This is a genomic window from Cupriavidus sp. 96C5-1, from assembly GCF_057798855.1.
Genome location: NZ_JBYOJU010000053.1, coordinates 25,478 through 48,250, shown reverse-complemented (window position 1 = coordinate 48,250; position 22,773 = coordinate 25,478). Strand labels below are relative to the sequence as shown.

The window sequence follows — 22,773 nt, the reverse complement described above, 5'->3', positions numbered from 1 at the left end:
ACTTGGGGATGAGATGCGCTAGCCATGACGGCCTCCTCCTTCTTGTTTTGGTGTTCAGTCAGGCGGCGTTTCGGCCCGGGGTCAATGGTCATTCACCAGGCGTGACTGGGGCGATGCCGTCCCGCTCCCCGGCGTCTCGGTGCCGGTTTCGACCGTCATGGGTGCCCGCAAGCGCTTGAGCCGGAGCGCGTTGCCGAGCACGAAGACACTGGAGAGCGCCATCGCGGCTGCGGCAAAGATCGGCGAAAGCAAGGTGCCGTTCACCGGGTAGAACGCGCCCGCCGCGACCGGGATCAGCACGGCGTTGTAGGCGAAGGCCCAGAACAGGTTCTGCTTGATGTTGCGGATCGTCGCCTGGCTGAGTGCGATGGCATTCGGCACGCCACGCAGGTCGCCCGACATCAGCACCACGTCAGCCGCCTCGATCGCCACATCAGTTCCCGTGCCGATGGCGAGCCCAACGTCCGCTTCGGCGAGCGCCGGCGCATCGTTGATACCGTCGCCCACGAAGGCGACCCGCGCGCCATGGACCCGGAACTTCTTCAGCGCTGCGACCTTGCCGTCGGGCAAGACCTCGGCCGCGACCTCATCGATGCCAAGCTGCCTGGCGATCGCCGCGGCCGTCGCCGCATTGTCGCCGGTGATCATCGCGACCTTGAGTCCAAGCGCGTGCAGCGCCTTGATCGCCTCGGGCGTCGTCTCCTTGATCGGATCGGCGACCGCGATCACCGCCGCCAAGCGGCCGTCGATCGCCGCGTAGAGCGGACTCTTGCCTTGCGCGCCGAGACGCTGGGCGGTCGGCAGCAAGCTCGCCACATCAAGACCGAGCTGCGTCATGAACCGGTCCGCGCCGACGGCGACCGTCCGACCGGCGACCTTGGCCGACACGCCGAAGCCCGGGGTTGCGTCGAAGCCCTCGATGGGTGCGAGCGTGATGTCCCGCTGCTTTGCGGCTACGACGATCGCTTCGGCGATCGGGTGCTCGGAACGGGTCTCAATCGCCGCAACGAGAGCGAGAACTTCGTTGTACTCGAAGCCCTCCGCGGGAACGAGGTCGGTCAGCTCGGGGCGTCCTTTGGTCAGCGTGCCGGTCTTGTCGAGAGCGATGACGCTCACATCGCGCAGCGCCTGCAAGGCTTCGCCCTTGCGGAAGAGAACGCCGAGCTCGGCCGCGCGGCCCGTACCGACCATGATCGAGGTCGGCGTGGCCAGCCCCATGGCGCACGGGCAGGCGATAATGAGAACCGCGACCGCATTGACAAGCGCGAAGGTCAGCGCCGGGTCCGGACCGAAGATCAGCCAGACCAGGAAGGTCAGCGCTGCCGCTGCCATCACCGCCGGGACGAACCACATGGTCACCTTGTCGACCAGCGCCTGGATCGGCAGCTTGGAACCCTGCGCTTCCTCGACCAGGCGAATGATCTGCGCGAGCACCGTATTCGCGCCGACCTGGGTGACGCGGAAACTGAAAGCGCCCGTCTTGTTGATCGTGCCGCCGACGACTTCGGCGCCCACCCCCTTAGCCACGGGCACCGGCTCGCCGGTGATCATGCTCTCGTCAACGTAGGAAGCGCCCTCGATGACCTTGCCGTCGACCGGAATCTTCTCGCCCGGACGAACGCGCACGACGTCACCGGTCGTCACCTGGTCGAGCGCAATCTCGACCGTATCGCCGTTGCGCTCGACGCGCGCGGTCTTGGCCTGAAGTCCGACGAGCCGCGTGATCGCCTGCGAAGTGCGCCCCTTGGCGCGCGCCTCCAGCGTGCGTCCGAGCAGGATCAAGGTCACGATGACCGCAGCGGCTTCGAAATAGACGTTGGCGGTGCCCTGCGGCAGCACTTCGGGGACGAAGGTCGCGACCACCGAATAGCCGTAAGCCGCCGCCGTGCCGACCGAGACCAGCGAGTTCATGTCGGGGGCACCGCGCAGCAACGCCGGTACGCCCTTGCGGAAGAAGCGCAGACCCGGACCGAACAGGACCAGGGTGGCGAGCGCGAACTGCACAGTCCAGCTCGTCTGCTCACCCAGAACACCCATCACCCAATGATGCATGGCGGGAACAAGGTGCGAGCCCATCTCGAGGATGAAGACTGGCAGGGTGAGGATGGCTGCAATGAGTAAAGAACGCCGCAGCGCCCGTGCCTCGCTCTCGCGTCGCTCTGTGTCCCGATCGCCTACATTCGCCGATTCGGCGGACAAGCGGCGGGGCTTGTAACCCGCCTGTTCGACCGCCGCTTCAAGGTCGGCCGTGGAGACGACGCCGGCAAGGTGGCGCACCCGCGCGCGCTCGGTCGCCAGGTTGACATTGGCATCGAGCACGCCCGGGATCTGTGCGAGCGCCTTCTCAACCCGGCCCACACACGACGCGCAGGTCATTTCCTCGATCGCGAGCTCGGTGGTCTCTTCGCGGACAGAGTAGCCGGCGCTCTCGATGGCGCGGACAGCCGCCTGCGCATCGGCCACGCGGGTGAAGGTGATGTCGGCGCGCTCGGTGGCTAGATTGACCGCGGCCATCTGCACGCCGGGGACCGCTTTCAGCGCGCGCTCGACGCGGCCGACGCACGATGCACAGGTCATGCCTTCGACCGGCAGGCTCAGGCGGGTGCCCAAGGACCTGGATGGATTGGCACCTTGTTGGAGGGCAACGGAAGCCATTGAACTACCCCTTGAATGTCTGTGTTGAAGCAGAGCTTAGAGATTCCCACCACGGGAAGGTCAAGGCCTGTGGGTGACTTCTTTCGCGAAGCGCAAGTTTGGCGTGCCGTCGGCCCCGCAACGCCAAGGGGAGCGGGTAATCGAGGCGATCTCTCCAAAGTTCGATGGCCGAGGCTGCGAGGAAGTAGACGGCAATGAGATGGTATGCAGTGGCCAGCGGGGCGTCGACGAGTGGAAACTGAGTGATGATCCCGACAATGAACCATCCCGTGGGGACGGAGAGCATCAGCCAGCGATGGATTCTGGGCCGACCGCTCTCGCTATGCATGCCGCCCCAGACCAGGACGCAGCCCGTGATGCCGAGCAGGAGACGAAGGTGCGCCCATAGCCATTGAGGCAGTGCGGCCCGCTCGCCCAGGGAGGGCAGGGTGGCGCCAACAGCCAATGTGCTGATTCGGCTCCCTTGGCCTCAACTCGAAGGAGCATTGGATTGAGCACAGATGTAAATCGCAGAGTCCTGGGTGGTTACTACTTTGTTCCACGCAGCCGCAGCGCATTGAAGATCACCGAGGCCGAGCTCAAGCTCATCGCCAGCGCCGCGATCATGGGGGACAGCAGCCAGCCGGTGACCGGGTACAGGACTCCGGCAGCAATCGGTACACCAATACCGTTGTAGATGAAGGCGAACATCAGGTTCTGCCGCATGTTGCGCACCGTGTCAATGGAGACTTCGCGCGATGCCGCTATGCCGCGCAGGTCGCCCTTGATCAAGGTGACCTGGCCACTGTTCATCGCCACGTCAGTGCCGGTTCCCATCGCCACACCCACATCGGCCCTGGCCAGCGCGGGAGCATCGTTGATGCCGTCCCCTGCCATGGCGACCACATGGCCTTCTTTCTGCAGCCGCTCCACCAGTGCCAGTTTGTCGGCGGGCTTGACTTCGCCGTGCACTTCATCAATGCCTAGCTTGGCCCCCACGGCCTTGGCGGTGGTGAGTCCATCTCCGGTTGCCATCACGATACGCAGGCCACTCGCGTGCAAGGTCCGGATGGCCTCGGGCGTGCTGGCCTTGATGGGATCGGTTACCGCCAGAATGCCTGCGAATTCGCCATCGACAGCCAGGTGCATGATGCTGGCACCTTCACCGCGCAGGCGCTCCCCGTCGGCTCGCAATGCCGACACAACCACGCCTTCCTGTTCCATCAGCGCTGTGTTGCCCAACGCCAGGCGCCGGCCCTCAACGGTGCCACGCACGCCAATACCACTTCCCGACTCGAAATCGACTGGCTTCGCCAGCTGCAGGCCCTTTGCGCGGGCCGCGTTGACAATGGCATCGGCCAGCGGGTGTTCACTGCCCTGGTCCAGGCTGGCCGCCAGCCGCAGCACTTCATCGGGAGTAAAGCCGGAGGTGGCAATGGCGGTGTCGAATGCAGGCTTGCCCTCCGTGAGGGTGCCGGTCTTGTCCACGATCAGGGTATCGACCTCGCGCATCCTTTCGATCGCGCTGGCATCGCGGAACAGAACGCCTTGTTTGGCGGCGCGGCCAGTGGACACCATCACCGACATGGGCGTCGCCAACCCCAGAGCACACGGACACGCGATGATCAGCACGGCCACCGCGTTGATCAGCCCGAACACCCAGCTCGGCTCCGGTCCGATCAGACCCCAGACCAGGAATGTGGCAATGGCGATCAGCACCACAACCATGACGAACTTGCCCGCCACCACGTCGGCCATGCGCTGCATGGGCGCCTTGGAGCGCTGGGCCGAGGCAACCATCTGCACAATCTGCGACAGCATGGTGGCCGCGCCGACTTTCTCGGACCGCATCACCAGAGCGCCGTTGGTGTTGAGCGTGGCACCGATCAGCTTGTCGCCGGCACGCTTGCTCACTGGCACCGGCTCTCCGGTGAGCATGGATTCGTCGACCGCGCTGCGCCCTTCGGTGACGACGCCATCGACCGGGACTTTCTCGCCAGGACGCACGCGCAGCAGGTCGCCGACATGTACATGATTGAGCGGCACATCTTCCTCACTGCCATCCGCGTTGATGCGTCGCGCGGTCTTCGGTGCCAAGCCCAACAGAGACTTGATGGCCGCGGAGGTCTGGGAGCGTGCTTTCAACTCGATGATCTGGCCCAGCATGGTCAAGGAAATGATGACCACCGCCGCCTCGAAATACACGGCCACGCGGCCCATCGATACGAACGAGTTGGGAAACACGCCCGGCGCAACGGTGGCGACGATGCTATAGACAAAGGCCGCAGCCGATCCCAGGCCGATCAGCGTCCACATGTTCGGGCTGCGGTGGGTGATCGATTGCCAGCCTCGCACGAAGAATGGCCAGCCGGTCCATAGCACCACGGGCAGGGACAGGACCAACTCAATCCAGGTCTGGGTCTGCATGTTGAACCAGCCCAGACGATGGCCAAACATGGCCAGGATGGCGACAACCAGCGTGAGCGGCAGCGTCCACCAAAAGCGCCGCTGAAAATCCTTCAACTCGCTGTTATCTTCCTCGTCCAGTGGAATGATCGGCTCCAGCGACATGCGGCACTTGGGGCAGCTACCCGGATGATCCTGCTGCACCTCGGGGTGCATGGGGCAGGTGTAGATCGTGCCAGCAGGCGTTTGCGCCGGCACGGCCGCGGATTCCGGCTGCGCGTGGTTCCCCGCATGATGGGCATGATGACCGTGGTGATGTGCTCCGCCCGAGCCATGCTGGGCCTCACTTTCAGGCACCAGATGCATCTGGCACTTGGGGCAGCGGCCGGGGTGGTCCTGACGCACTTCAGGGTGCATGGGGCACACATAGAACGCGCCAGCGTGCGGCGCTTCGGCCTGCGCAACGCTCACTACATAGCGCGCGGGATCGGCAATGAACTTGTCTTGGCAGCGCGTACTGCAAAACCAGTAGTGCTTGCCGTCCTGGGTTTCGCGATGAGGCGATTCGGATGTCACGCTCATGCCGCATACAGGATCCTTGGGCTCTCCATCCAGCAATGCGGATTCTTTCTGGGTGCCCACTTGCTCTCCGTGGTGATGCAGTTGATGATTCATGGCTATGCCCTTTGCATTTGCGACGCCGTTTTGATTCTTCACCTTCCTACCGCGTCAATGTCAAGCTTTTTCCGATGAGCCGTTTGCCATTGCCGTCACGATCGACAGCTGGCGCTCATGTTCATGGTCACGTCAACCGTGAGCGAGATCTTGGCCGGCTGCGGACTTAATGGCGCTGGCGGGCTCGCATGGCCGTCCATGCTGCCTGCGGCCCAGACCAGCATCGGCGACAGGCCCAAAGCCAGCAGCAACGGCTTGATCGTCTTGATGGAGCCTCCTTGGCGGTTGCTTAAGAGATTGGCAGGCGCAGCCTTGCTGCGCGGTTCCGGAAAACAGTGGCTACATGCCTGAGGGGGATAGGATGCCGAGCGAGGCGACGAGAGCCAGAATAAGCGTTGCCGCACTGGTCTCGAACATCAGACTGCGGCGCAAGCTAAGAGCGGCGGCGGCATGATCGCCTGCCCGTACGGCATGCTCCAGGCGCGGGCTCAAATGAAAGCGGTTAGCCGCGGCAAGGGCGAGCATGGTAGCGAACAGCGCCAGCTTTGCCACCAGTAGTCCGCCGTATGAGCTCAGTGACAACTCCGGCAAGACTGGACCGACAATCAACCAATAGTTCACGACGCCCGTGCTGACCAAGGTTGCGACGACGACCGTGCCCACCTGGGCGAAGCCGTTGGAGGTGCGGCTCAGTAACGCAACCTTGCCAGGCGTGGCGGACGGTTGGGACAACAGGACGAAGGCGAGCAGAGCGCCGACCCATGCACCGGCGGCCATCAGATGAGCGATATCCGAGCTCAGGTGAATGTAGCGTCGAATGCCATCATTCATGACGCCATGGCCGCCCCAGGCAAGCGTCGACAACGCGATGCCGCCCGCTGCAGCCAGAACGCCGAATTGAAACCCCGGCCGCTTGCGGACAAACAACACGACCAGCACGCAGAGGAGCAGGGCAACGAGCCGCACGGCCCAGGCCGCGCCAAACGCGGTGCCTGTCACGATCATTTCGAAGACATGGCCTTGCAGTTCGGCGTAGGACGCGGCACCGGTCATGGCCTTGGCCATGATGGCAATATTGGCCATCGACAGGATGATGCCCAGGGCCGCAACCATCATGCCGATCGTCAAAAAGCGCGCACCAGTTGGCGACGCCATTTCATCATGGCGCAGTGCGTACAAGCCAAACAGCGGCAAACCAAACAGCGCGGCCAGATCGAAATAGAGTGCGAAACGCACTGCAACAGTTGCCCAGTCCATCGGCGGATCACTTCACGGTGAACGCGATATTGCCGTTAATCGGGTGCGTGTCGGACGACACTGCACGCCAATCGACGCGGTAGCTGCCAGGCGCCAGCGTCTGGGCCGGGGTGATCACCATGGTCTTGGGATCGTCGCTGCCGGAAACCTTGGCGGCAACCTTCATCGACGCATGGTTGGCCATGCCAGGCATGCCGGTCATGACGAGGTTGGCTCCGGAGAACTGGGTCACCAGGTTCTCTGAGAATTTCAGTTCGATCTTCTGTGGCGAAGAAACTTCAGCCTTGTCGGCGGGCGAAGAAGACTCCAGCTTCGGATGCGCGAAGGCAGGGGAACTAGCCAGCACGGCAGCGACGGCCAGTGTGGCACGGATCGTGAAGCGGGGCGCTTGCATGGTGAACTCCAAATAAGAATGTGGGTTGAAAAACGTGGTTAGAACCACATGCGAACGCCCGCTACGAAACGGGTTTCGCCACTTCGGCCGCCTGAGGTGCGAACCATGTCGGCGGTATTGCCAAAGCTTTGGTACCGTTCAATGCCGATATACGGCGCGAACTGACGGCTGACCTCGTAGCGCAGACGCAGCCCCACGGCACCGCTGGACAGCCCGCTGCCCACGCCGACCTCCGGATCGTTCTTTCCGTAAAGATTGGCCTCGACTCTGGGTTGCAGGATCAGGCGCTGGGTAATCAGCAATTCATACTCGGCTGACAGGCGCAGCGCGGTGCGGCCTTCGGTGCCGATATAGCCGGTGGCATCGACCTCAAACCAGTATGGCGCCAGGCCTTGCACACCGAAGGCCAGCCAGTTCCGGGTCGGTCGGCCATAGCCGGCATCGTTGCGGATACCCAACTGTGTGTCCCAATAGGCGGAAATGGCATGGCCCCACAGCAGCTCGGTGCGGGCCTCCGGAATCCTGCGTTTCTCCGATTCACCCTCGGCCTTGATCACGAGGCGGTTAAAGCTGCTGCCGATCCACGCCTGCGCCTCATAGACAGCGGCATTGCTCTCATTTCCCTTGACCCATTCCAACCGGTCAACGAGTACTGAGGCAAACACGTGTTCGTCTGCCATGTGCAGTGAACGGTTTGGACCGATGGCATATTGGCCTACGCCGAGCTGATACCCACCCGAATACCCATGCGGATCGCGCGCGGCCGCAGGTGCGCTGCCACCCTGCATCTGCATGTCGCCATGATCCATGCCTTGCATTTGGCTGTGGTCCATGCCCTGCATCGAACCCATGCCTTGCATTTGGCCGTGGTCCATGCCCTGCATCGAACCCATGCCCTGCATCTGGCTGTGGTCCATGCCCTGCATCGAACCCATGCCTTGCATCTGGCTGTGGTCCATACCCTGCATCGAATCCATGCCTTGCATCTGGGCGTCCGTCGCCGCAGTGCCGCCAACCTTGTCCGAAGACTTCGATTTCGGAGCGGATTTCGCCTCCTGCGCAACGGCGGGCGACGAGGTTTTCGCTCGAACCTCTTCGGAGTGTGAGTGCTGAGCCCAAGCCGCACTCATGCCCGCGGACGCAAGCAAGGCGGCAAGTACTGTTCTTGTTGGTTTATCCATGTGCGTATCGGTAAAGGTCAGGCCACAACCACTTCGCGGAACATCCCGGCGTCCATGTGCAACATCAGGTGGCAATGCCACGCCCACCGGCCCAATGCGTCGGCCGTGACCAGAAAACTGATGCGTTGCGCTGGCTGCACGGCAATGGTGTGTCGTCGGGCCAAGAAGGCGCCATCCGGCGACTCAAGCTCGCTCCACATGCCATGCATGTGCATCGGATGCGTCATCATCGTGTCGTTGTGCAGAATGACGCGCAGCCGCTCGCCGTATTTAAAATGGACCGGAGTCGAATTCCCGAACTCCACCCCATCGAAGGACCAGGAGTACCGCTCCATGTTGCCGGTCAAATGCAGTTCCACTTCGCGCCCCGCACCGCGCTTGTCCAACGGGCCGCCAATGGTATGCTGATCAGCCAGTGTCAGAACGCGGCGTCCGGTGTCGCGCAAGCCAATGCCCGGGTCATCCAGATTGGTGCGCGCCATGTCGACACGCATATCGGTGGTGGCGCCGTACTCGGTCTTGGCGTGCCGAGCCTTGGTGCTAGGCACCTTCAGCGACGCCTCGGTCGCCATGCCTGCCATACCTGTCATGTCCCCGGCAGCATGCTGGCTGTGATCCATGGCTATTGCGTCATGGTTCATGCCGTGCATGGCCATGCTGCCATGGCTCATTCCGCCCATGGCGCCGTGATCCATGCCTCCCATGCTGCCCATCATGTCGGCCATGGTGAGCCACTGCGGCTTATCCACCGCGGGCACCGGCGCCGTCAGCCCGGCCCGGGTCGCCAGGGTGCCACGCGCGTAGCCGGTGCGGTCCATCGACTGCGAAAAAATGGTATAAGCCTCGTCGCGCGGCTCGACCAGCACGTCACAGGTTTCACCTGGTCCGAAGCGGAATTCGTCCACAGTCACCGGTTCAATATTCTGCCCATCGACTTGGACGACCTTGAGCTTGAGGCCAGGAATGCGCACATCGTAGAACGTGTTACCCGCGCCGTTGATAAACCGCAGACGGACCTTTTCGCCCGGCTTGAACACACCGGTCCAGTTGCCGGCGGGGGTGACGCCGTTAGTCAGGTAAGTCAGCGTGGCGCCCGAGAGATCCGCCAGATCGGTCGGGCTCATCCGCATCTCGTTCCACATCTTGCGCTTGGCGAGCGCACTCTTCATTCCCTCATTGGAGACGTCGCGGAAGAAGTCGATAGCCGTCGGTTGGTTGTAGTTGTAGTAATCGCTCTGAACCTTCAGTTTCGAGAGCACCCGCATCGGATCTTCGTCGGTCCAATCCGAGAGCAGCACCGTGTAATCGCGATCGGCTCGCACACCATCCACGCCAGTGGCCGGATCGATGACAATGCCGCCATACACGCCGGTCATCTCCTGGAAGCCCGAATGCGAGTGATACCAATAGCTGCCGGTCTGATCGATCTTGAAGCGGTAGGTGAAGGTCTCGCCCGGCGCGATGCCGGCAAAGCTGATGCCTGGCACGCCGTCCATCTCGAAGGGCAGGATGATCCCGTGCCAATGAATCGACGTGTGTTCGCGCAACCGGTTCGTGACCCGAATCGTCACTGTTTCGCCCTGGCGCCAGCGCAGCGTGGGCCCCGGCAACATGCCGTTAATGGTGGTGGCCACGCGCGGCGTCCCGGTGAAGTTGACCACCGACTCGCCAATCACGAGGTCGAATTCGGTTCCGCGCAGCACTGGTGCTGTGCCGGATAAGACATCTGCCGGTCGGCCTGACGGCTGGGCCCAGGCCGAACCGCCCAAGCCAGACAGCCCCGCCACCACTCCACCGGCGGCCAGGCCCTGTACAAAACGGCGGCGCTGCAGGTTAGGCAGAACAAGGCCAGACGGTCGATCACGTCGCATGAAATAGTCCTCTTTGCTTGAATGGCCGCGTCGGAAGGCGGCAGCAAGAGAGTAACGAGAGCGAGGCTACCGTCAACTTACCCAAACATTACATTCTGGTAAGGTTGGGATCATTCGGGAAGCGGCTGGGTAGACTACTCCCGCATAGAGTCGGCCCCAACGGGCAGGCACACAGTCCGAAGGAACAGGGGGGAGACTCGAAGATGAAGCTGCTGGTGGTAGAAGATGAATCCAAAACCGGCGAGTACCTGCGCCAGGGGCTGACCGAGGCTGGGTTCGTGGTCGACTTGGTCGCCAACGGGCTGGACGGACAGCACATGGCGCTTAACGAGTCGTACGACCTGATCATCCTCGACATCATGTTACCGGAGCTCGATGGCTGGCACATTCTGCAGGCAATTCGTGCCACGGACAACCCAGTGCCGGTGTTATTCCTAACGGCCCGCGACAGCGTGGCCGACCGGGTCAGGGGGTTGGAGCTGGGCGCTGACGACTATCTCGTCAAGCCGTTTGCGTTCGCGGAACTGTTGGCGCGCGTGCGCACGCTACTGCGCCGCGGGACCGTACAGCTGGCCATGGACCGCATTCAGGTGGGCGACCTCGTGCTGGATTTGGGCAGGCGCCGGGCGTCGCGGTCAGGGCGCCGCATCACGCTGACCAGCAAGGAATTCGCGCTGCTCGAGTTGTTCGCGCGCCGGCACGGTGAGGTGCTGCCGCGCTCGTTGATTGCCTCCCAAGTCTGGGACATGAATTTCGACAGCGATAGCAACGTGATCGATGTGGCCATTCGCCGCTTGCGGGCAAAGATCGATGACGACTTCGACACCAAGCTGATCCAGACCGTACGCGGCATGGGCTATGTGCTGGAAGCGCCGGAGGAGCAGCCATGACACATCGCCTGTCCCTGACGATGCGGCTGACCATTCTGTTTTCGCTTTCGTCTGCGGTGGTGTTGCTAGGGCTCGGCGTGGTCATCTGGCTGGCGATGGACCGCCACTTTGCCACCGAGGATTATGTGGTGCTCGGCGACAATATTCGCCTGATCGAAAAGATCGCGAAGGAAACGCCGGCCGAGCGATTGCCCCAGCGGCTTCAGGAAATGGTCGATCACCACCCTGGCTTCGTCGCTCAGGTGCAGACGGCACAGGGCCACAAGGTGTATGCGACCAAGGATTTCGATTTTGCGATTGCTTTCGAGGTAATCCCACGCGATTTGGCGAGTGACGATACCTTCGTCTGGCAGCAAGGCGAGCAGGAATACCGCGGCATGCGTGCGCAGGTGAGTGCGGCTGACCCGCGGATTGCGCCATTGCGCGTCGTGGTCGGCATGGACACGAAAATCCATGCGCATTTTATGCATGCGTTTCGCCATTCGCTGGCGTTCTATACGGCATTGGCGGTGGCCGCTAGCGGCCTCTTTGGTTGGTGGGCGGCGCGACGCGGACTGGTGCCCTTGCGCATGATGGCCACGCGAGCCAAGGGCGTCACGGCGAACAAGCTGGATGCGCGCATGCCGGTGGAAGCGGTGCCGGTGGAGATGGCAGATCTGGCGGCAACGTTGAATGCCATGCTGGAGCGACTGCAGGCTGATTTTCGGCGGCTATCTGAGTTTTCTTCGGACCTGGCCCACGAGTTGCGGACGCCGATTACCAACCTGATGACGCAGACGCATGTCGTGCTGTCGCAACCACGGGACGCCGCCAAGTACCGCGAGGTTCTTACCTCGAATGCCGAAGAATTGCAGCGCCTTGGCCGGATGGTCTCCGATATGTTGTACTTGGCCAAGATGGAGCACGGCATTACACTGCCCAACGAGGAAGCAATCGACGTGGCCGCTGAAGTGCAGGCGCTGTTCGAGTTCTACGATGCGCTGGCGGAGGACAAGGGCGTCAATCTGCGCCTTCACGGTCAAGCGAAGATTACCGGCGATCATCTGATGCTGCGCCGGGCGCTCAGCAACCTTCTGTCGAACGCGCTACGCTACACACCACCAGGCAAGGAGATCCGGGTCGAGGCGCGCGAGCAGGGCGGCAATACGACCATTGTGGTCGAGAATGAGGGCGAGGAAATCAGCGCCGAGTTGCTGCCTTTGCTATTCGACCGCTTCTTCCGTGCCGACAAGTCAAGGACGCGCGCCGATTCCGACAACGTGGGACTGGGACTTTCCATCACACAGGCCATTATGGTCGCACACGGCGGCTTGGTTTCGGCGGAATCGTCGGGCGGCAAAACGCGTTTCATCTTGACATTCCCGCGCCACCGAAATGTCGGTCGCAGTGGGGGGGCATCTGGAATTTGACCTCAATCGCTTCCCATTGCATGTACCGCGAGCCGGTCACCCCCGAGCAAGTCCAGAAGCAACGCGCGCAGCGACGGGCTGTGCCTATTGAGCAAGGGATGTCGATCGAAGAAAAGCCCGCTTGCGCGGGCTTTTCTTGCGGCGGATATTGGCGAAGCTTAGATAGCAGCTGGAGGGTTCTCCATGGAAGATCGGACGAACTCAGCAAACGGCCGTATGTCACCGTCGAAGCTGGCGGCATTGAGCGCTTCCATGTATTCCGCGCGGCGCGGAAGCTGGATGATCGTCCAGGGATAGCCCCCGGAGCCCAGCATCGCGTTCATCAAGAATCGGCCTAGGCGCCCGTTGCCGTCCATATAGGGATGGACGAACACGAAAACGAAGTGGCCGAGCACCGCTCGGACAGCCGCGCTCGGCTCGGCCCGGAGCTGCTTTATCAGCTCAGGCATCATTTGCCGCACGGCGTCTTTGGGCGGAGGGACGTGCTTCGCGTTCCTGATATACACTTGGTGCCCGCGGTAGCCGGCTAGATCTGCCGGGGTCAGAATCCCGGCATCGACGCTTGGAGCGAACAGCTGCCGGTACCATTGTGCATGGTCGGCTTGATATGCTTGGCCAGCATTTGCGCCGGTCAGGATCTTTTCGATGGTTCTCTTCACTTCGATGTGCGCGAGCCAATAGCCTCGCGCCGCCATCGCGTTCTTCGCGTCCTTGTCGGACTGGGATTCCTCGGGGTGCCAATCACCGTTCGCCACTTTGCTGATCAGCGCGTCGGAGACCTTGTAGCCCTCGATTGACAATGAGTGATATGCGTCCGTCTTGTAGACATCCTCCAAGGCACTCAAATAACCGGCCACGTCAGCAGGCAATCCGGGCTCCGGCGGGAAAATTTCCAGCACCCGCTCTCGCATATCCGCCCACATGAGCCGCACCCGCAGGGCCGCTGGCCCCGCCGCATCCTCGGACGAGATGGTATGCACAAACTCGAAGGGGTTTACCTCCGGCGCTGTATAGCCAGCCGCCTGCATCACGCCCAAGATGTCGTCCGCAATATCCTGGCGCCCTATGGCTCGAAACGCGCCAGCCAAGCGTCCTGCGAAATGGCTTCGTCCTTCTTCGAGAAGCACTCGGTTTAGTTCTGACGCGTCCGGTATCTGAGCGAGCACGATTTGCGCATCGCGCGGATAGCTTCGATAAAACGGTTGCTCGACTCGGCTGAGAGCCGTGGGTAGCCTCAAAACGGAGATGCCACGGACCTTTGTTAGCGCATCGACTGACGGCATCGCCTTCACCCTTAGGTCGAAGAGCGAATACCCATCCGGCAGCCGGATGTTGTTGTTGCTGCCCGTAAGGCTGTGGATGACGAATTGCTTGGGCAACACCGTTGTTCCCGCATGTAGCAAGATGGAGAGGTCCGGGGAGGCGTGCCAGTCGTTGCCAAAGCGGTGGGTTGCGTATGCTGCTAGGAAACTATCCATTGCCGCATACCAGGGGGTCGTATCTCCGGGCTTTTCTTCGGGCCGGCTCGCCATGTACCAACCTTTGATGACGGGCTGTATGAAGCCAGCCTTCTGGAGGGATTCGCGGTGGCGCCGAGAGAATTCGTCAGTCTGGAAGACGGAGGATCCCTTGTCTTGAAGCGCCTTAAGCGCCGCAAGTGCCTCGCTAAGTTGCCGTGCTGCTGGCGAAGTTGCCATCTCTCACCCTATGAAAGTGCGCTATGAGGCTAATAAATTGTTTTGCAAGTATTTTGTGTTTTGGTTATACACGTATTTTTTGTTATTCTATCACAAGTATTCTATGATTTTTAGTGACAAGTATATTGTGTTATGTCAGGACACGTAAATTATGTCTGGGTTGCCTAAGGAGCGTCTCAACCTGTCGAGGAAGGGAGTTGCGGCCTGGTGCCTGCGCAGGGATGCCTGACGGTCTCCCGCGGCCGTCCAGGCGGGCAAAGACGGTCGCAAGCTCGCTGGGAGGCGGCGATACAGGTGCCGCAGGCGGGGCAACCTTCGGGGCTGGGGGAAAGCGGGGCGGTGCTGGACGCGGCTCGTCTGCTGGGACGGCGCCGGCGACGGTTGCCGGTGTAGTTCGGCCCAGCGGACGGGTATGGTACCGGGGCGGCCAACGTCAGCCGACTAAGATGCCTGGCAGGAGCGGGCGATGAGGGCCTTGCTAGGCGCGCTGGGAGCGTGTGATCGCAAGGTGTTTGAGTGGCGGCCTCGGACGCCCTTCAACGCCTCTTGGCAATGGTGCTCAAGAGGTGGCGCCCGTGGTTGGTGAGGCGGATTTCGCTACGGCGGCTGTGTGCTAGCTGGTCCAACTGTACAAGCTGCCGATGCACGAGGGCTTTGATGTCAGCGGGGTCTAATTCGAGATTCTCGTTTGCGCTGTCGAGAAGCATCAAGGCGGCGATTTCATGAGGACTGAGCATCTTCGTCTCCTGCGAAGGGGATACGGTTGCGCGAAGGCCAGACAGCCGAGCAGCCGCGACATGGAAAGCCCACCCACTGTCTATCGACGCCCCTGACCTCGCAATGTTAGATACATTTCTTTACTGCGTATGACAAGAAAAAGTCAGCGGGTACCACCTGCAGATATAGGGACGTGACGGGCCGTCCAGGCTGGGCGATGTGGATGCTGGGACGGGCGCCGACGAGCAGATGCGTTGCGCGACCTGTTGGTATATACTTTTGCTATATCTCAATCGAAAGGAGTGACGCATGGATACTGCAAAGATCTTCTGGTCCGGTCGCTCGCAAGCTGTGCGGCTGCCGAAAGACTTCCGTTTTGAGACAAACGAGGTGCGCATTCGCCGCCACGGCAATGCCGTCATCCTTGAGCCGCTGGTTCAGGATTGGGCGTGGCTCGATCAGGTCGTTGGACCGCTAGACGAGGAATTCGCGCAGGCGGCAACTGAGCAGCCGGCTGAGCAGGATCGTCCGGCACTGGACTTCTTTAAATGAAGTTCCTGCTTGACAGCAATGCTGTCATCGCCCTCCTTCGGGGGCATCCCGGGTTTCTCGGCCGGTTGAGGCAACACCAGCCGCGAGATTTCGGAATCCCTTCCATCGTGGCGCACGAACTGTTCTATGGTGCCTTCAAAGGCCATCGCACTGCGGAGAACCTGGCTCGAGTCGAAGGGCTGCAATTCGAGGTGCTGGACTTTGACCGGGAAGATGCTCGCCACGCAGGTGAACTGCGGGCGGAGCTAACTGCTGTTGGCACGCCCATTGGTCCCTATGACGTACTGATAGCTGGACAAGCCAGAGCCCGGGCGCTGACTCTGATCACCCACAATACCCGCGAATTTCAACGGGTGGCAGGTCTGCGCGTCGAGGACTGGGAGAGTTAGCGCATCAGCCTGTCGAGGAAGGAGTTGCGGCTTGGTGCCTGCGCAGGGATGCCTGACGGTCTCTCGCGTCCGTCCAGACGGGCGAAGACGGTCGCCAACTCGGTGGGAGGGGGTGGTACAGGTGCCGCCGGCGGGGCAACCTTCGGGGCTGCGGGAGAGCGGGGTGGTGCGGGACACGGCTCGGCCGCTGGGACGGGCGCTGGCGACGGCCGTGACCGCAAACTGCCTGACCGCATCGCCTTTTCCGGTAGTCATTCCGCGAATAGATTGCAGCAACTCTGTAGCCAGAACACGCTCGGCGTTGCGAGTCAACAGATCGCCCACCATCGGTGGGACTGCCGCTGCGGTGGCGCTACAGCGCGGCAATCAGAGCGGCGACATCAGCGGCGACTTTGCCGAGTTTGACCAGCGCATCGGTGACGTCTGCCACTTTCCTCGCGGTTTGGGCTGCGGCTAAGGCCTCCTCGCCAGCCTTTTCCAACTGGTCTACGGAGGGCCGTACCGTTGTCAATGCGCTTTTGAGCATTGCAGTTTGTGCAGCAGTCACTGCAGCCTCCGCCTTGGCCAACTCTTCCTTTGCAACGTCATGAATTTCATCGCTCAGCGTTTCATCGTCGCGGACTTTCCTAACCATTAGCACCACGTGCCGAAGTTGCGCGAGAAGGAGAGCATTCTGGAAAATCTGTGCTTCGTTGACTGCCATGATTGCTCCTAGATTACTGCTTTCCGGCTACTGCCGCGTCGGCGCTGTTTGCCTTGCCGGCATCGCCTTTGGCGGCGCCGGCGCTCACTGCGTCATCTTGGTGCTTGTGCCGAACCACGCCGCCGGCCAAATTGTCGAGCCGTGCTTTGAGCGAGGCCAAGTCCTGCCGAATGGCTTCGGCTTCGTCATCGGCGGCCTTCTTTGCCACGGCCGCGTCATCGAACAGCACTCCCCGTTGGAAGACCAGCAGGTATTGGTCGTTAAGCTTGGAAGGCACCGTCTTTATGCCGGCGGCGGTCAGGTAGTCCTGCATAGGCGTTGCGTCGTCAAGCATGCCCGCCTCAGAGAGCTGGGCCCGGATCGCGGCCCGCTTGGCCGCCCGATCCTCTATCACACTTGCCACTGGGACCTTGGCGTAGGCGATGTAATCCGAGAAGTACTCCGCGAGTGGCGCCGCGCTCTTCGCGAAGGCTTTCACGTCTTTTGCCCGAATCGCGTCCGAAACACCTGCGGCGATCGACCCGATCTTCTTCTTGTCGTCGTCCGTCAGCTTCTCTTTGATGACCCTGGACGACTGCAGCAAACTCGCTGCTGTCTCCACGTCCTCAGCGACATCAGCAGCTGCCTTGCCAATGTCTTCTCCGGCAAGCTTGCCCATGGACGTGAAAGCTTTGGTGAACGCATCCGCCACCTTGACGCTGTCCTGGAGCACTTCGATCTGAGCGCGTTCACCGCCCCTGCCGTCGCTCCCGTCGAGGCACACCTTGTATTGGCTCGCGGCCTTGTCCGCCGCAGCCTTGAACGCTGCCGAATCGAGCGGTGGCGCATGGTTGTGTTTGGCCCGTGCACTATCCTGCAACGATGCCTCAAGGCGATCGTCAGCGCACCGTCCCTTACGCGCGGCGATTCCCTTAGCGAAGTACGAGCTCATCCGGGCGCCGACGGCCTGGCCTTGCGAGCTCACCTTCGCCGCGTCATCCAGGTAGTTGCAGCCACCGAGACTAGATACAGCGACGCCGGCGAGTAAGGTCGTAAGCCATAAATTCCGAATTGCGTTCATCATTCTTCGCGGGAAACCTCAGCGGTAAGGCTGGAGAGGGATAGCGCACGACGCGATGCGCCGCCCCTTCTGTCCGCTCTCCTTTGCGATATGCGCTACTAGTGAGTAACCGTATCCGTCGCGGGGTGATGGAGCCGCCGCACATCCAACCATCGGCATTTCTGCCGCAGCGGCTCAGTCGTCGCGATGACCAGGATCATTCTTAATGACCCACCGGACCGCGGTAACGAGGGCGGCGATGAGACCGGCAACGTATCCTGCTGCAGCTGCGAATTGCATCTTGAACCCCGTTAACGACAAATTATGAGGAACGACAGGTTGGGAAACTATTGCCCGTGAGAGGGGATCTCTGAGACTACGGAGCTAGTCAGCCTGCATGAGCAACTCGTGTGCCTTGGCCTTCTGCCTGCGCTGATGATCCTCCTGCTCTGCGATCACGCGCAAGGTCGCCTGCTTGAGCAGAGAGCCGTCAGTTAGCACTGAGGCGAACGATCTCAATTCCTCTAGCGAAATTCGAACCGGTTGGCTATCTGGCTGCATGTCGATTCTGCTTGAGAGCGAAAGGAAACTATTGGCCGCAAAGCACGGACTTGCAAGCTGGGCAACTTTAAAGGTAGGCAGATCCTCAAAACTCTGCGCTTGAAATAATTTGATGCTGACTCGCCGTCGTCAGTTTTGTATGGGACGGCGCGTTCGCATGACCACGGTGGGTGCCTTGGGATCGCTCTCGGAACCCGCGCCCGGCGGCCGGACAGGACCTTCCAATTGGACGGACGTGATGGCGTGCTTGTAAATCGCGTGTAAGCCGTCCGTCGTGTTCAGTAGCACAACAAAATTGTCGAACGACTCGATTGAACCTGCCAACCTGACGCCAGAGACCAGATAGACTTTGACACGCTTCTGCCGTTGCCGCGCGGCGTTTAGGAGCCAGTTCTGTGGGCCGACGGCGACATTTTCCATTTTAGGCTGGATGACTGGCAAAAGAATTCGCCGCTCTAGGATCGGCAACTTAACGGTGTTTCGACCGGACGGGGGCCTGGCGACGAATCCAGCATAGACGATTTAATGCGATCCCGATTCCAGCGTTGGTAGGGATTAATACAATGCGCTATCCATATATTGATGGCGTAAATGAGATGGGGGACGTTTGCTTTTGGCTGCGAAATCCTTAACGCAGAAATGGAAAAGCCCGCCGATGCCGGCCTTCTAAAACGCAGAACCGTCGCTCACTGAGTCGTGAAGCTCCAAGTCTTGTTGATCGGCTGGCCGTTGTTCGTGCCAACCAGCTTGGCGGTGTACGTCGTCTTGGCCGCCAGCGGCGCGTCGGGGATTAGCGCCACCACGTTGCTCGACAGCATCTTGTTCGGGTCTGTCGCGCTCGTGAGCAGTATCGCCTTGAGCGCCGCTGTTCCACCGGCGGGGGTGAGCGAGAACTCCGAAACGGTGAGGGTCTGATTGACCCTCACCGATGCGATGATCACTCGACCGGGGCGATTGGTTGAGAAATCGCGCCCTGGGATTGGGCTCGGCGTCTCACCGTCATGGATTCGAGTCACCCCCGAGCGCAGCACACACCCGGCTTACCGTGTCGAAGCGAGGTGCGCTGTCCGGCCGCAATGCTTTGTACAAGGCCTCGCGGTAACACCGGCTGACTTGGCGATCTCAGCCATTCCCCGGGGCACGCGCAATGTCGCCGAGTGCGGCCGCGAGGAGGGACGCATCATTTGCTTCCAGAATATCTGTTGGATATCCGGCGATCGCCGCCTCGCTGTCGAGATACGGCGCTGCGTCGAAGTTGGGGAGATGTTCCAAGTTGATGCGTCTACTCATGTCCCTTTTCTGTTTTGGTCAAAGGCATCGCCCAACGTCAAGCCGCAGCCAGGTTCTTGGGCTTTTTGGGACGCCCGCCTAATTTGCCATTTTCACGAGAAGCCGCTGCCTTGGCTTCGCTGGACGTGGCACCGCCAAGCTTGCCCATCTCCGCCGCCATCCATCGTCTTGAGCCTAAAAAACCTTCCAATAGAGCCGGAATGTACAAGTCAGCATCGAGCCGCGGAAAGTGAATGCCGAGACCAGATGGCGAAATTTCGGCATCCAGCAGGTCGGCAGGATGCGCGTGCTTTAGACCTTGTGCGTACTTGGGAGAGAAGGCCAACTCCAATCCGGTTGCAAGGGAAATCACAATGCGGGCAACGCGGCGATCGTAGCGCACGGCGACTACGGTCGGGAACGCCGCTTTCTTAGTGGCAGCCCGACGGCTTGCCGCCTCAAAGACATCGTTAGAAATGCTCATGAACGATCCTTTGCCGACGCATTCCCCCTCCTAGTGCCGTGAGGCTCAGGAGGGGGTCAAGTCGGCGGCAGCCGTCAGGCTGCCCGGCCTTTGCGCTGAATGTCTTTGCGCAGGTTGCACACGGTATTCTGCTGTTAAAGTCGTCTCATGCAAACTGGATACCGATTCCGCTGTTACCCGACGCCAGCACAGCAGGCTGCTCTGCTGCGCTGGATTGGTTGCCAGCGCTTCATCTACAACGCCAAGGTCGGCGAGGATCGATATTACCGAGCGTTCCAGCGCAAGACGCTCTGCTTGACGGGACAGCATCCACCCATCGATCAGGAATACGCACGCTACAAAGACCCGGAGCTGACGCCATGGCTCTCCGAGGTCCCGTCGCAAGTGCTGCGCAATGGCGCGGTACGCTGGAAGCAGGCCTACAGCCGCTTCTTCCAGAAGCTCGGTGGCCGACCAACGATTCAGCGCAAAGTCGGGCCGTAATCGGTCTGGCTCACGAGCGAGCTGTTCTCGTTCCAACCGATTGCCGACACGCCGACCGGCGAGACACGCTATCGCCTGCACGTCGGCAAGGGCAAGTTCCCAGTGGGCGAGATCGCCTATACAGCGCACCGTCCCCACGCGATGCCGGCGAGTATCACGCTGACGATTGACGCCGGCCGCTGGCACGTCTCGTTCAGCACAGATGACGGACCGCCGGCGGTGACGCCAGAAGAGGTCGCGGCCGAGTTGGCTACATGGTCCGATGGCGAGCTGCGCACCGCCGCGGTTGGCGTCGATCGGGGCATCACGGTGCCGGTCTATGCGGCAGCTCGTCCCATAGCTCAGCGCCCATTGAGGCCAACAGCGGCCAGCGCTCACGCGCCTGCAGGACCGAATCCTCACGCACGATTTGGCGATAGTCTTGGGGGTTGCCGCCAATGCGCTGGAACAGTTTCGATAGATCGTCGGAGTACATCGAAGAATTTCCTCGGTTGGGATTGAGACTTAGCGAAATTGTCCGCTCGTCCCGTGCCTTCGCAACCGAAGCAATACCCCGCATCGATGGGGATGGTCCGCATCCCCCGCAGTTTGTCGGGCCTACGCTGTAACAAAAGGGGAGCGCCCGAGATCATTCACGTGCCCGTCCGGCACGCTGGCGAAATTCTCTGCCAGCCACCGGCGATTGACGCTGATATCTTCGCTCGTCTCCAGAAACGCCAGTTCCTCCGGGCGCAATAGCGTCAGGGCCACCATGCGCACCTCGCCGTATGGCGTATCAAAAGTGGCAGGCACCGATTTCGCCGGTAGCCCGATGAGCACTCCGGCCTTGCCCTCTCCCGACAGCCATTCCAATGGGAGGCCCTTTACCTCCAACAGCATCGAGAGCACTCCATACCGTGCCAATAGGTCGAGACACTGGCCGTGGCTCGCTACGTTCTGGCTCACCTGATACGTCAGATCGAACAGCCACGAACGCGACATCTCTGCGATCTGCCCTCGGGCCTCCGCGAACACCTCAATTCCGAATCCGAGCGCTACCGGCGCAGCATTCGTCTGCTCAAACGGATCGGACAGGCCGTTGCTTGCCACGGCGGTCGAATCTGGCCTACGGATCACGCTCCAAGCTTGCCGCAGTGCCGGCCACGTCGGGCCGCCCATGAGAGCCGGATTGATCAGGGGCGCTAACACATCGGGTTCAAGCGCGCCGAGGCTGGCGTAGAACGCGTCTCGAGAGTTGGCAGTTGCTTCCAGCATTGCTTGCGTCGCGGCATCGCAATTGTCGCCAATACCAGTCGTCACTGGCGCGGCAGCGGACCCCAGAGCAGGATCCGGTGCGTGCGCATCCTGCTTCGTGTTTTGCTGCATTTCCCCCAACAGCCTTTCCCACCAGCGCATCTTTCCATCTCCGTGGCATGTCGAAGAATACCTTGCATCGTCTTCGCGCGGCGCAAGCGAAGGGCGATCCAGATTGCAGAAAGAGCGAGCGAATGTTGCTCGGGCAGCAATCGCCGATCCTCCAGCCGCTCAGTCGTCGCGATGACCAGGATCATTCATAATGACCCACCGGACCGTGGTGAGGAGGGCGGCGAGGAGAACGGCGACGTATCCTGCAGCAGCTGCGATTTGCATACTTGACTCCGCTCGAGACAGATTATGAGGAATGACTGGTTGGGAAGCTATTACTTGCGAGAGACGATCTTTGCGAGTGCGGAGCTGGTCGGCTCCGGATCCAGTCGATCGTGTGCTTTGGCCTCCTGCCGGCGCTCGCGATCCTCTTGCTCAGCAATGACGCGCAAGGTGGCCTCCTTGAGCAGGGACCCGTCAGTCAGAGTGGCGGCGAACGATCTCAATTCCTCGAGCGAAATTCGAACCGGGTGGCTATCTGGTTCCATGTCGACTCTGTGTTGGAGCGTAAGGAAACTATTGTCCTCAACGCAAGGCACTTGCAAGTGCGATTGCCTTAATGGTGCGCAAATATCACAAATCTTGCGCAAGCGAGATTTTTTCTGCGGGCTGGCCGCCCTCATTCTCGTATCGAACGGCGTTTTCGCACGACCACGACCGGCGTCTTGGGATCGCTCTCGGCGCTCTTGCTCGCCGGACGGACAGGATCGTCCAACTGGATGGACGTGATGGCGCGCTTGTAGATCGCTATTTGCGCG

General features: G+C 61.2%; 23 protein-coding genes and 1 pseudogene. 6 read left to right on the top strand and 18 right to left on the bottom strand.

Annotated elements, in window-relative coordinates; translation table 11 throughout:
- Positions 1 to 81: 81 nt before the first annotated feature.
- Complete coding sequence (locus tag AC3FOF_RS37990; RefSeq protein ID WP_488729556.1) at positions 82 to 2,655, bottom strand: heavy metal translocating P-type ATPase; 2,574 nt, start codon at positions 2,653 to 2,655, stop codon at positions 82 to 84.
- Positions 2,656 to 3,183: 528 nt separating this feature from the next.
- Positions 3,184 to 5,715: a heavy metal translocating P-type ATPase gene (locus tag AC3FOF_RS37985; RefSeq protein WP_488729555.1), complete on the bottom strand. Its 2,532-nt coding sequence runs from the start codon at positions 5,713 to 5,715 to the stop codon at positions 3,184 to 3,186.
- A 117-nt stretch (positions 5,716 to 5,832) separates the two neighbouring features.
- On the opposite strand from AC3FOF_RS37985, the gene AC3FOF_RS37980 reads away from it, so the two are divergent.
- Positions 5,833 to 6,066 (top strand): hypothetical protein, encoded by a 234-nt coding sequence (locus AC3FOF_RS37980; protein ID WP_488729554.1) that lies wholly within the window; start codon positions 5,833 to 5,835, stop codon positions 6,064 to 6,066.
- On the opposite strand, the gene copD is transcribed toward AC3FOF_RS37980, so the two are convergent.
- From copD to AC3FOF_RS37960, 4 genes are read right to left on the bottom strand one after another with little or no spacing between them, the layout of a single operon-like run.
- Positions 6,055 to 6,972, bottom strand: a complete 918-nt coding sequence (copD, locus tag AC3FOF_RS37975) for a copper homeostasis membrane protein CopD (protein WP_488729553.1) — start codon at positions 6,970 to 6,972, stop codon at positions 6,055 to 6,057. The genes AC3FOF_RS37980 and copD overlap by 12 nt on opposite strands.
- Before the next feature lie 7 nt (positions 6,973 to 6,979).
- Complete coding sequence (gene copC, locus AC3FOF_RS37970) at positions 6,980 to 7,366, bottom strand: copper homeostasis periplasmic binding protein CopC (RefSeq protein ID WP_276265297.1); 387 nt, start codon at positions 7,364 to 7,366, stop codon at positions 6,980 to 6,982.
- A gap of 38 nt (positions 7,367 to 7,404) precedes the next feature.
- Positions 7,405 to 8,547, bottom strand: coding sequence for a copper resistance protein B (locus AC3FOF_RS37965; protein ID WP_488729552.1), 1,143 nt, complete (start codon positions 8,545 to 8,547; stop codon positions 7,405 to 7,407).
- Positions 8,548 to 8,564: 17 nt separating this feature from the next.
- Positions 8,565 to 10,418: a copper resistance system multicopper oxidase gene (locus AC3FOF_RS37960; RefSeq protein ID WP_488729551.1), complete on the bottom strand. Its 1,854-nt coding sequence runs from the start codon at positions 10,416 to 10,418 to the stop codon at positions 8,565 to 8,567.
- A gap of 203 nt (positions 10,419 to 10,621) precedes the next feature.
- Here AC3FOF_RS37960 and AC3FOF_RS37955 point away from each other — a divergent pair, with 203 nt between their 5' ends.
- Together AC3FOF_RS37955 and AC3FOF_RS37950 are read left to right on the top strand one after the other, a co-directional pair.
- On the top strand, positions 10,622 to 11,308 hold the full coding sequence (locus AC3FOF_RS37955; RefSeq protein ID WP_276265300.1) for a heavy metal response regulator transcription factor: 687 nt from the start codon (positions 10,622 to 10,624) through the stop codon (positions 11,306 to 11,308).
- Positions 11,305 to 12,717, top strand: coding sequence for a heavy metal sensor histidine kinase (locus AC3FOF_RS37950; RefSeq protein WP_488729550.1), 1,413 nt, complete (start codon positions 11,305 to 11,307; stop codon positions 12,715 to 12,717). Before AC3FOF_RS37955 ends, AC3FOF_RS37950 begins: the two co-directional genes overlap by 4 nt.
- 158 nt (positions 12,718 to 12,875) lie before the next feature.
- Here the strand turns inward: AC3FOF_RS37950 and AC3FOF_RS37945 are convergent, their stop codons facing one another.
- Together AC3FOF_RS37945 and AC3FOF_RS37940 are read right to left on the bottom strand one after the other, a co-directional pair.
- Positions 12,876 to 14,414, bottom strand: a complete 1,539-nt coding sequence (locus AC3FOF_RS37945) for a Fic family protein (RefSeq protein WP_488729549.1) — start codon at positions 14,412 to 14,414, stop codon at positions 12,876 to 12,878.
- A gap of 536 nt (positions 14,415 to 14,950) precedes the next feature.
- Entirely contained in the window at positions 14,951 to 15,151 is a 201-nt protein-coding gene (locus tag AC3FOF_RS37940; RefSeq protein WP_488729548.1) for a hypothetical protein, read from the bottom strand.
- Positions 15,152 to 15,440: 289 nt separating this feature from the next.
- Here AC3FOF_RS37940 and AC3FOF_RS37935 point away from each other — a divergent pair, with 289 nt between their 5' ends.
- Positions 15,441 to 15,683, top strand: a complete 243-nt coding sequence (locus AC3FOF_RS37935) for an antitoxin (protein WP_488729547.1) — start codon at positions 15,441 to 15,443, stop codon at positions 15,681 to 15,683.
- A complete protein-coding gene (locus AC3FOF_RS37930) occupies positions 15,680 to 16,072 on the top strand; it encodes a type II toxin-antitoxin system VapC family toxin (RefSeq protein ID WP_488729546.1) in 393 nt (130 codons plus the stop codon). Before AC3FOF_RS37935 ends, AC3FOF_RS37930 begins: the two co-directional genes overlap by 4 nt.
- Before the next feature lie 352 nt (positions 16,073 to 16,424).
- Here AC3FOF_RS37930 and AC3FOF_RS37925 read toward each other — a convergent pair whose 3' ends face one another.
- The 7 genes and pseudogenes from AC3FOF_RS37925 to AC3FOF_RS37895 form a co-directional block, all read right to left on the bottom strand.
- Positions 16,425 to 16,775, bottom strand: a complete 351-nt coding sequence (locus AC3FOF_RS37925; RefSeq protein WP_488729545.1) for a hypothetical protein — start codon at positions 16,773 to 16,775, stop codon at positions 16,425 to 16,427.
- 13 nt (positions 16,776 to 16,788) lie between these two features.
- On the bottom strand, positions 16,789 to 17,838 hold the full coding sequence (locus tag AC3FOF_RS37920) for a hypothetical protein (RefSeq protein WP_488729544.1): 1,050 nt from the start codon (positions 17,836 to 17,838) through the stop codon (positions 16,789 to 16,791).
- A 360-nt stretch (positions 17,839 to 18,198) separates the two neighbouring features.
- Positions 18,199 to 18,375, bottom strand: a complete 177-nt coding sequence (locus AC3FOF_RS37915) for a hypothetical protein (protein ID WP_488729543.1) — start codon at positions 18,373 to 18,375, stop codon at positions 18,199 to 18,201.
- Positions 18,376 to 18,504: 129 nt separating this feature from the next.
- Complete coding sequence (hfq, locus tag AC3FOF_RS37910) at positions 18,505 to 18,795, bottom strand: RNA chaperone Hfq (RefSeq protein ID WP_488729542.1); 291 nt, start codon at positions 18,793 to 18,795, stop codon at positions 18,505 to 18,507.
- A gap of 266 nt (positions 18,796 to 19,061) precedes the next feature.
- A complete protein-coding gene (locus tag AC3FOF_RS37905; RefSeq protein ID WP_276265305.1) occupies positions 19,062 to 19,316 on the bottom strand; it encodes an Ig-like domain-containing protein in 255 nt (84 codons plus the stop codon).
- A gap of 58 nt (positions 19,317 to 19,374) precedes the next feature.
- Positions 19,375 to 19,665 (bottom strand): annotated as a pseudogene (locus tag AC3FOF_RS37900) (addiction module antidote protein).
- 37 nt (positions 19,666 to 19,702) lie between these two features.
- Entirely contained in the window at positions 19,703 to 20,128 is a 426-nt protein-coding gene (locus AC3FOF_RS37895) for a DUF2442 domain-containing protein (protein ID WP_488729541.1), read from the bottom strand.
- 147 nt (positions 20,129 to 20,275) lie between these two features.
- Between AC3FOF_RS37895 and AC3FOF_RS37890 the strand changes: the two genes are divergently transcribed.
- Positions 20,276 to 20,611, top strand: coding sequence for a helix-turn-helix domain-containing protein (locus AC3FOF_RS37890; RefSeq protein WP_488729540.1), 336 nt, complete (start codon positions 20,276 to 20,278; stop codon positions 20,609 to 20,611).
- Positions 20,612 to 20,915: 304 nt separating this feature from the next.
- On the opposite strand, the gene bcsP is transcribed toward AC3FOF_RS37890, so the two are convergent.
- The 3 genes from bcsP to AC3FOF_RS37875 all read right to left on the bottom strand — a co-directional run bounded on the left by bcsP (position 20,916) and on the right by AC3FOF_RS37875 (position 22,503).
- Positions 20,916 to 21,086: a cellulose biosynthesis protein BcsP gene (gene bcsP / locus AC3FOF_RS37885; protein WP_488729539.1), complete on the bottom strand. Its 171-nt coding sequence runs from the start codon at positions 21,084 to 21,086 to the stop codon at positions 20,916 to 20,918.
- Positions 21,087 to 21,208: 122 nt separating this feature from the next.
- Positions 21,209 to 22,006: a hypothetical protein gene (locus AC3FOF_RS37880; RefSeq protein ID WP_488729538.1), complete on the bottom strand. Its 798-nt coding sequence runs from the start codon at positions 22,004 to 22,006 to the stop codon at positions 21,209 to 21,211.
- A gap of 284 nt (positions 22,007 to 22,290) precedes the next feature.
- On the bottom strand, positions 22,291 to 22,503 hold the full coding sequence (locus AC3FOF_RS37875; protein ID WP_488729537.1) for a hypothetical protein: 213 nt from the start codon (positions 22,501 to 22,503) through the stop codon (positions 22,291 to 22,293).
- Positions 22,504 to 22,773 lie beyond the last annotated feature (270 nt).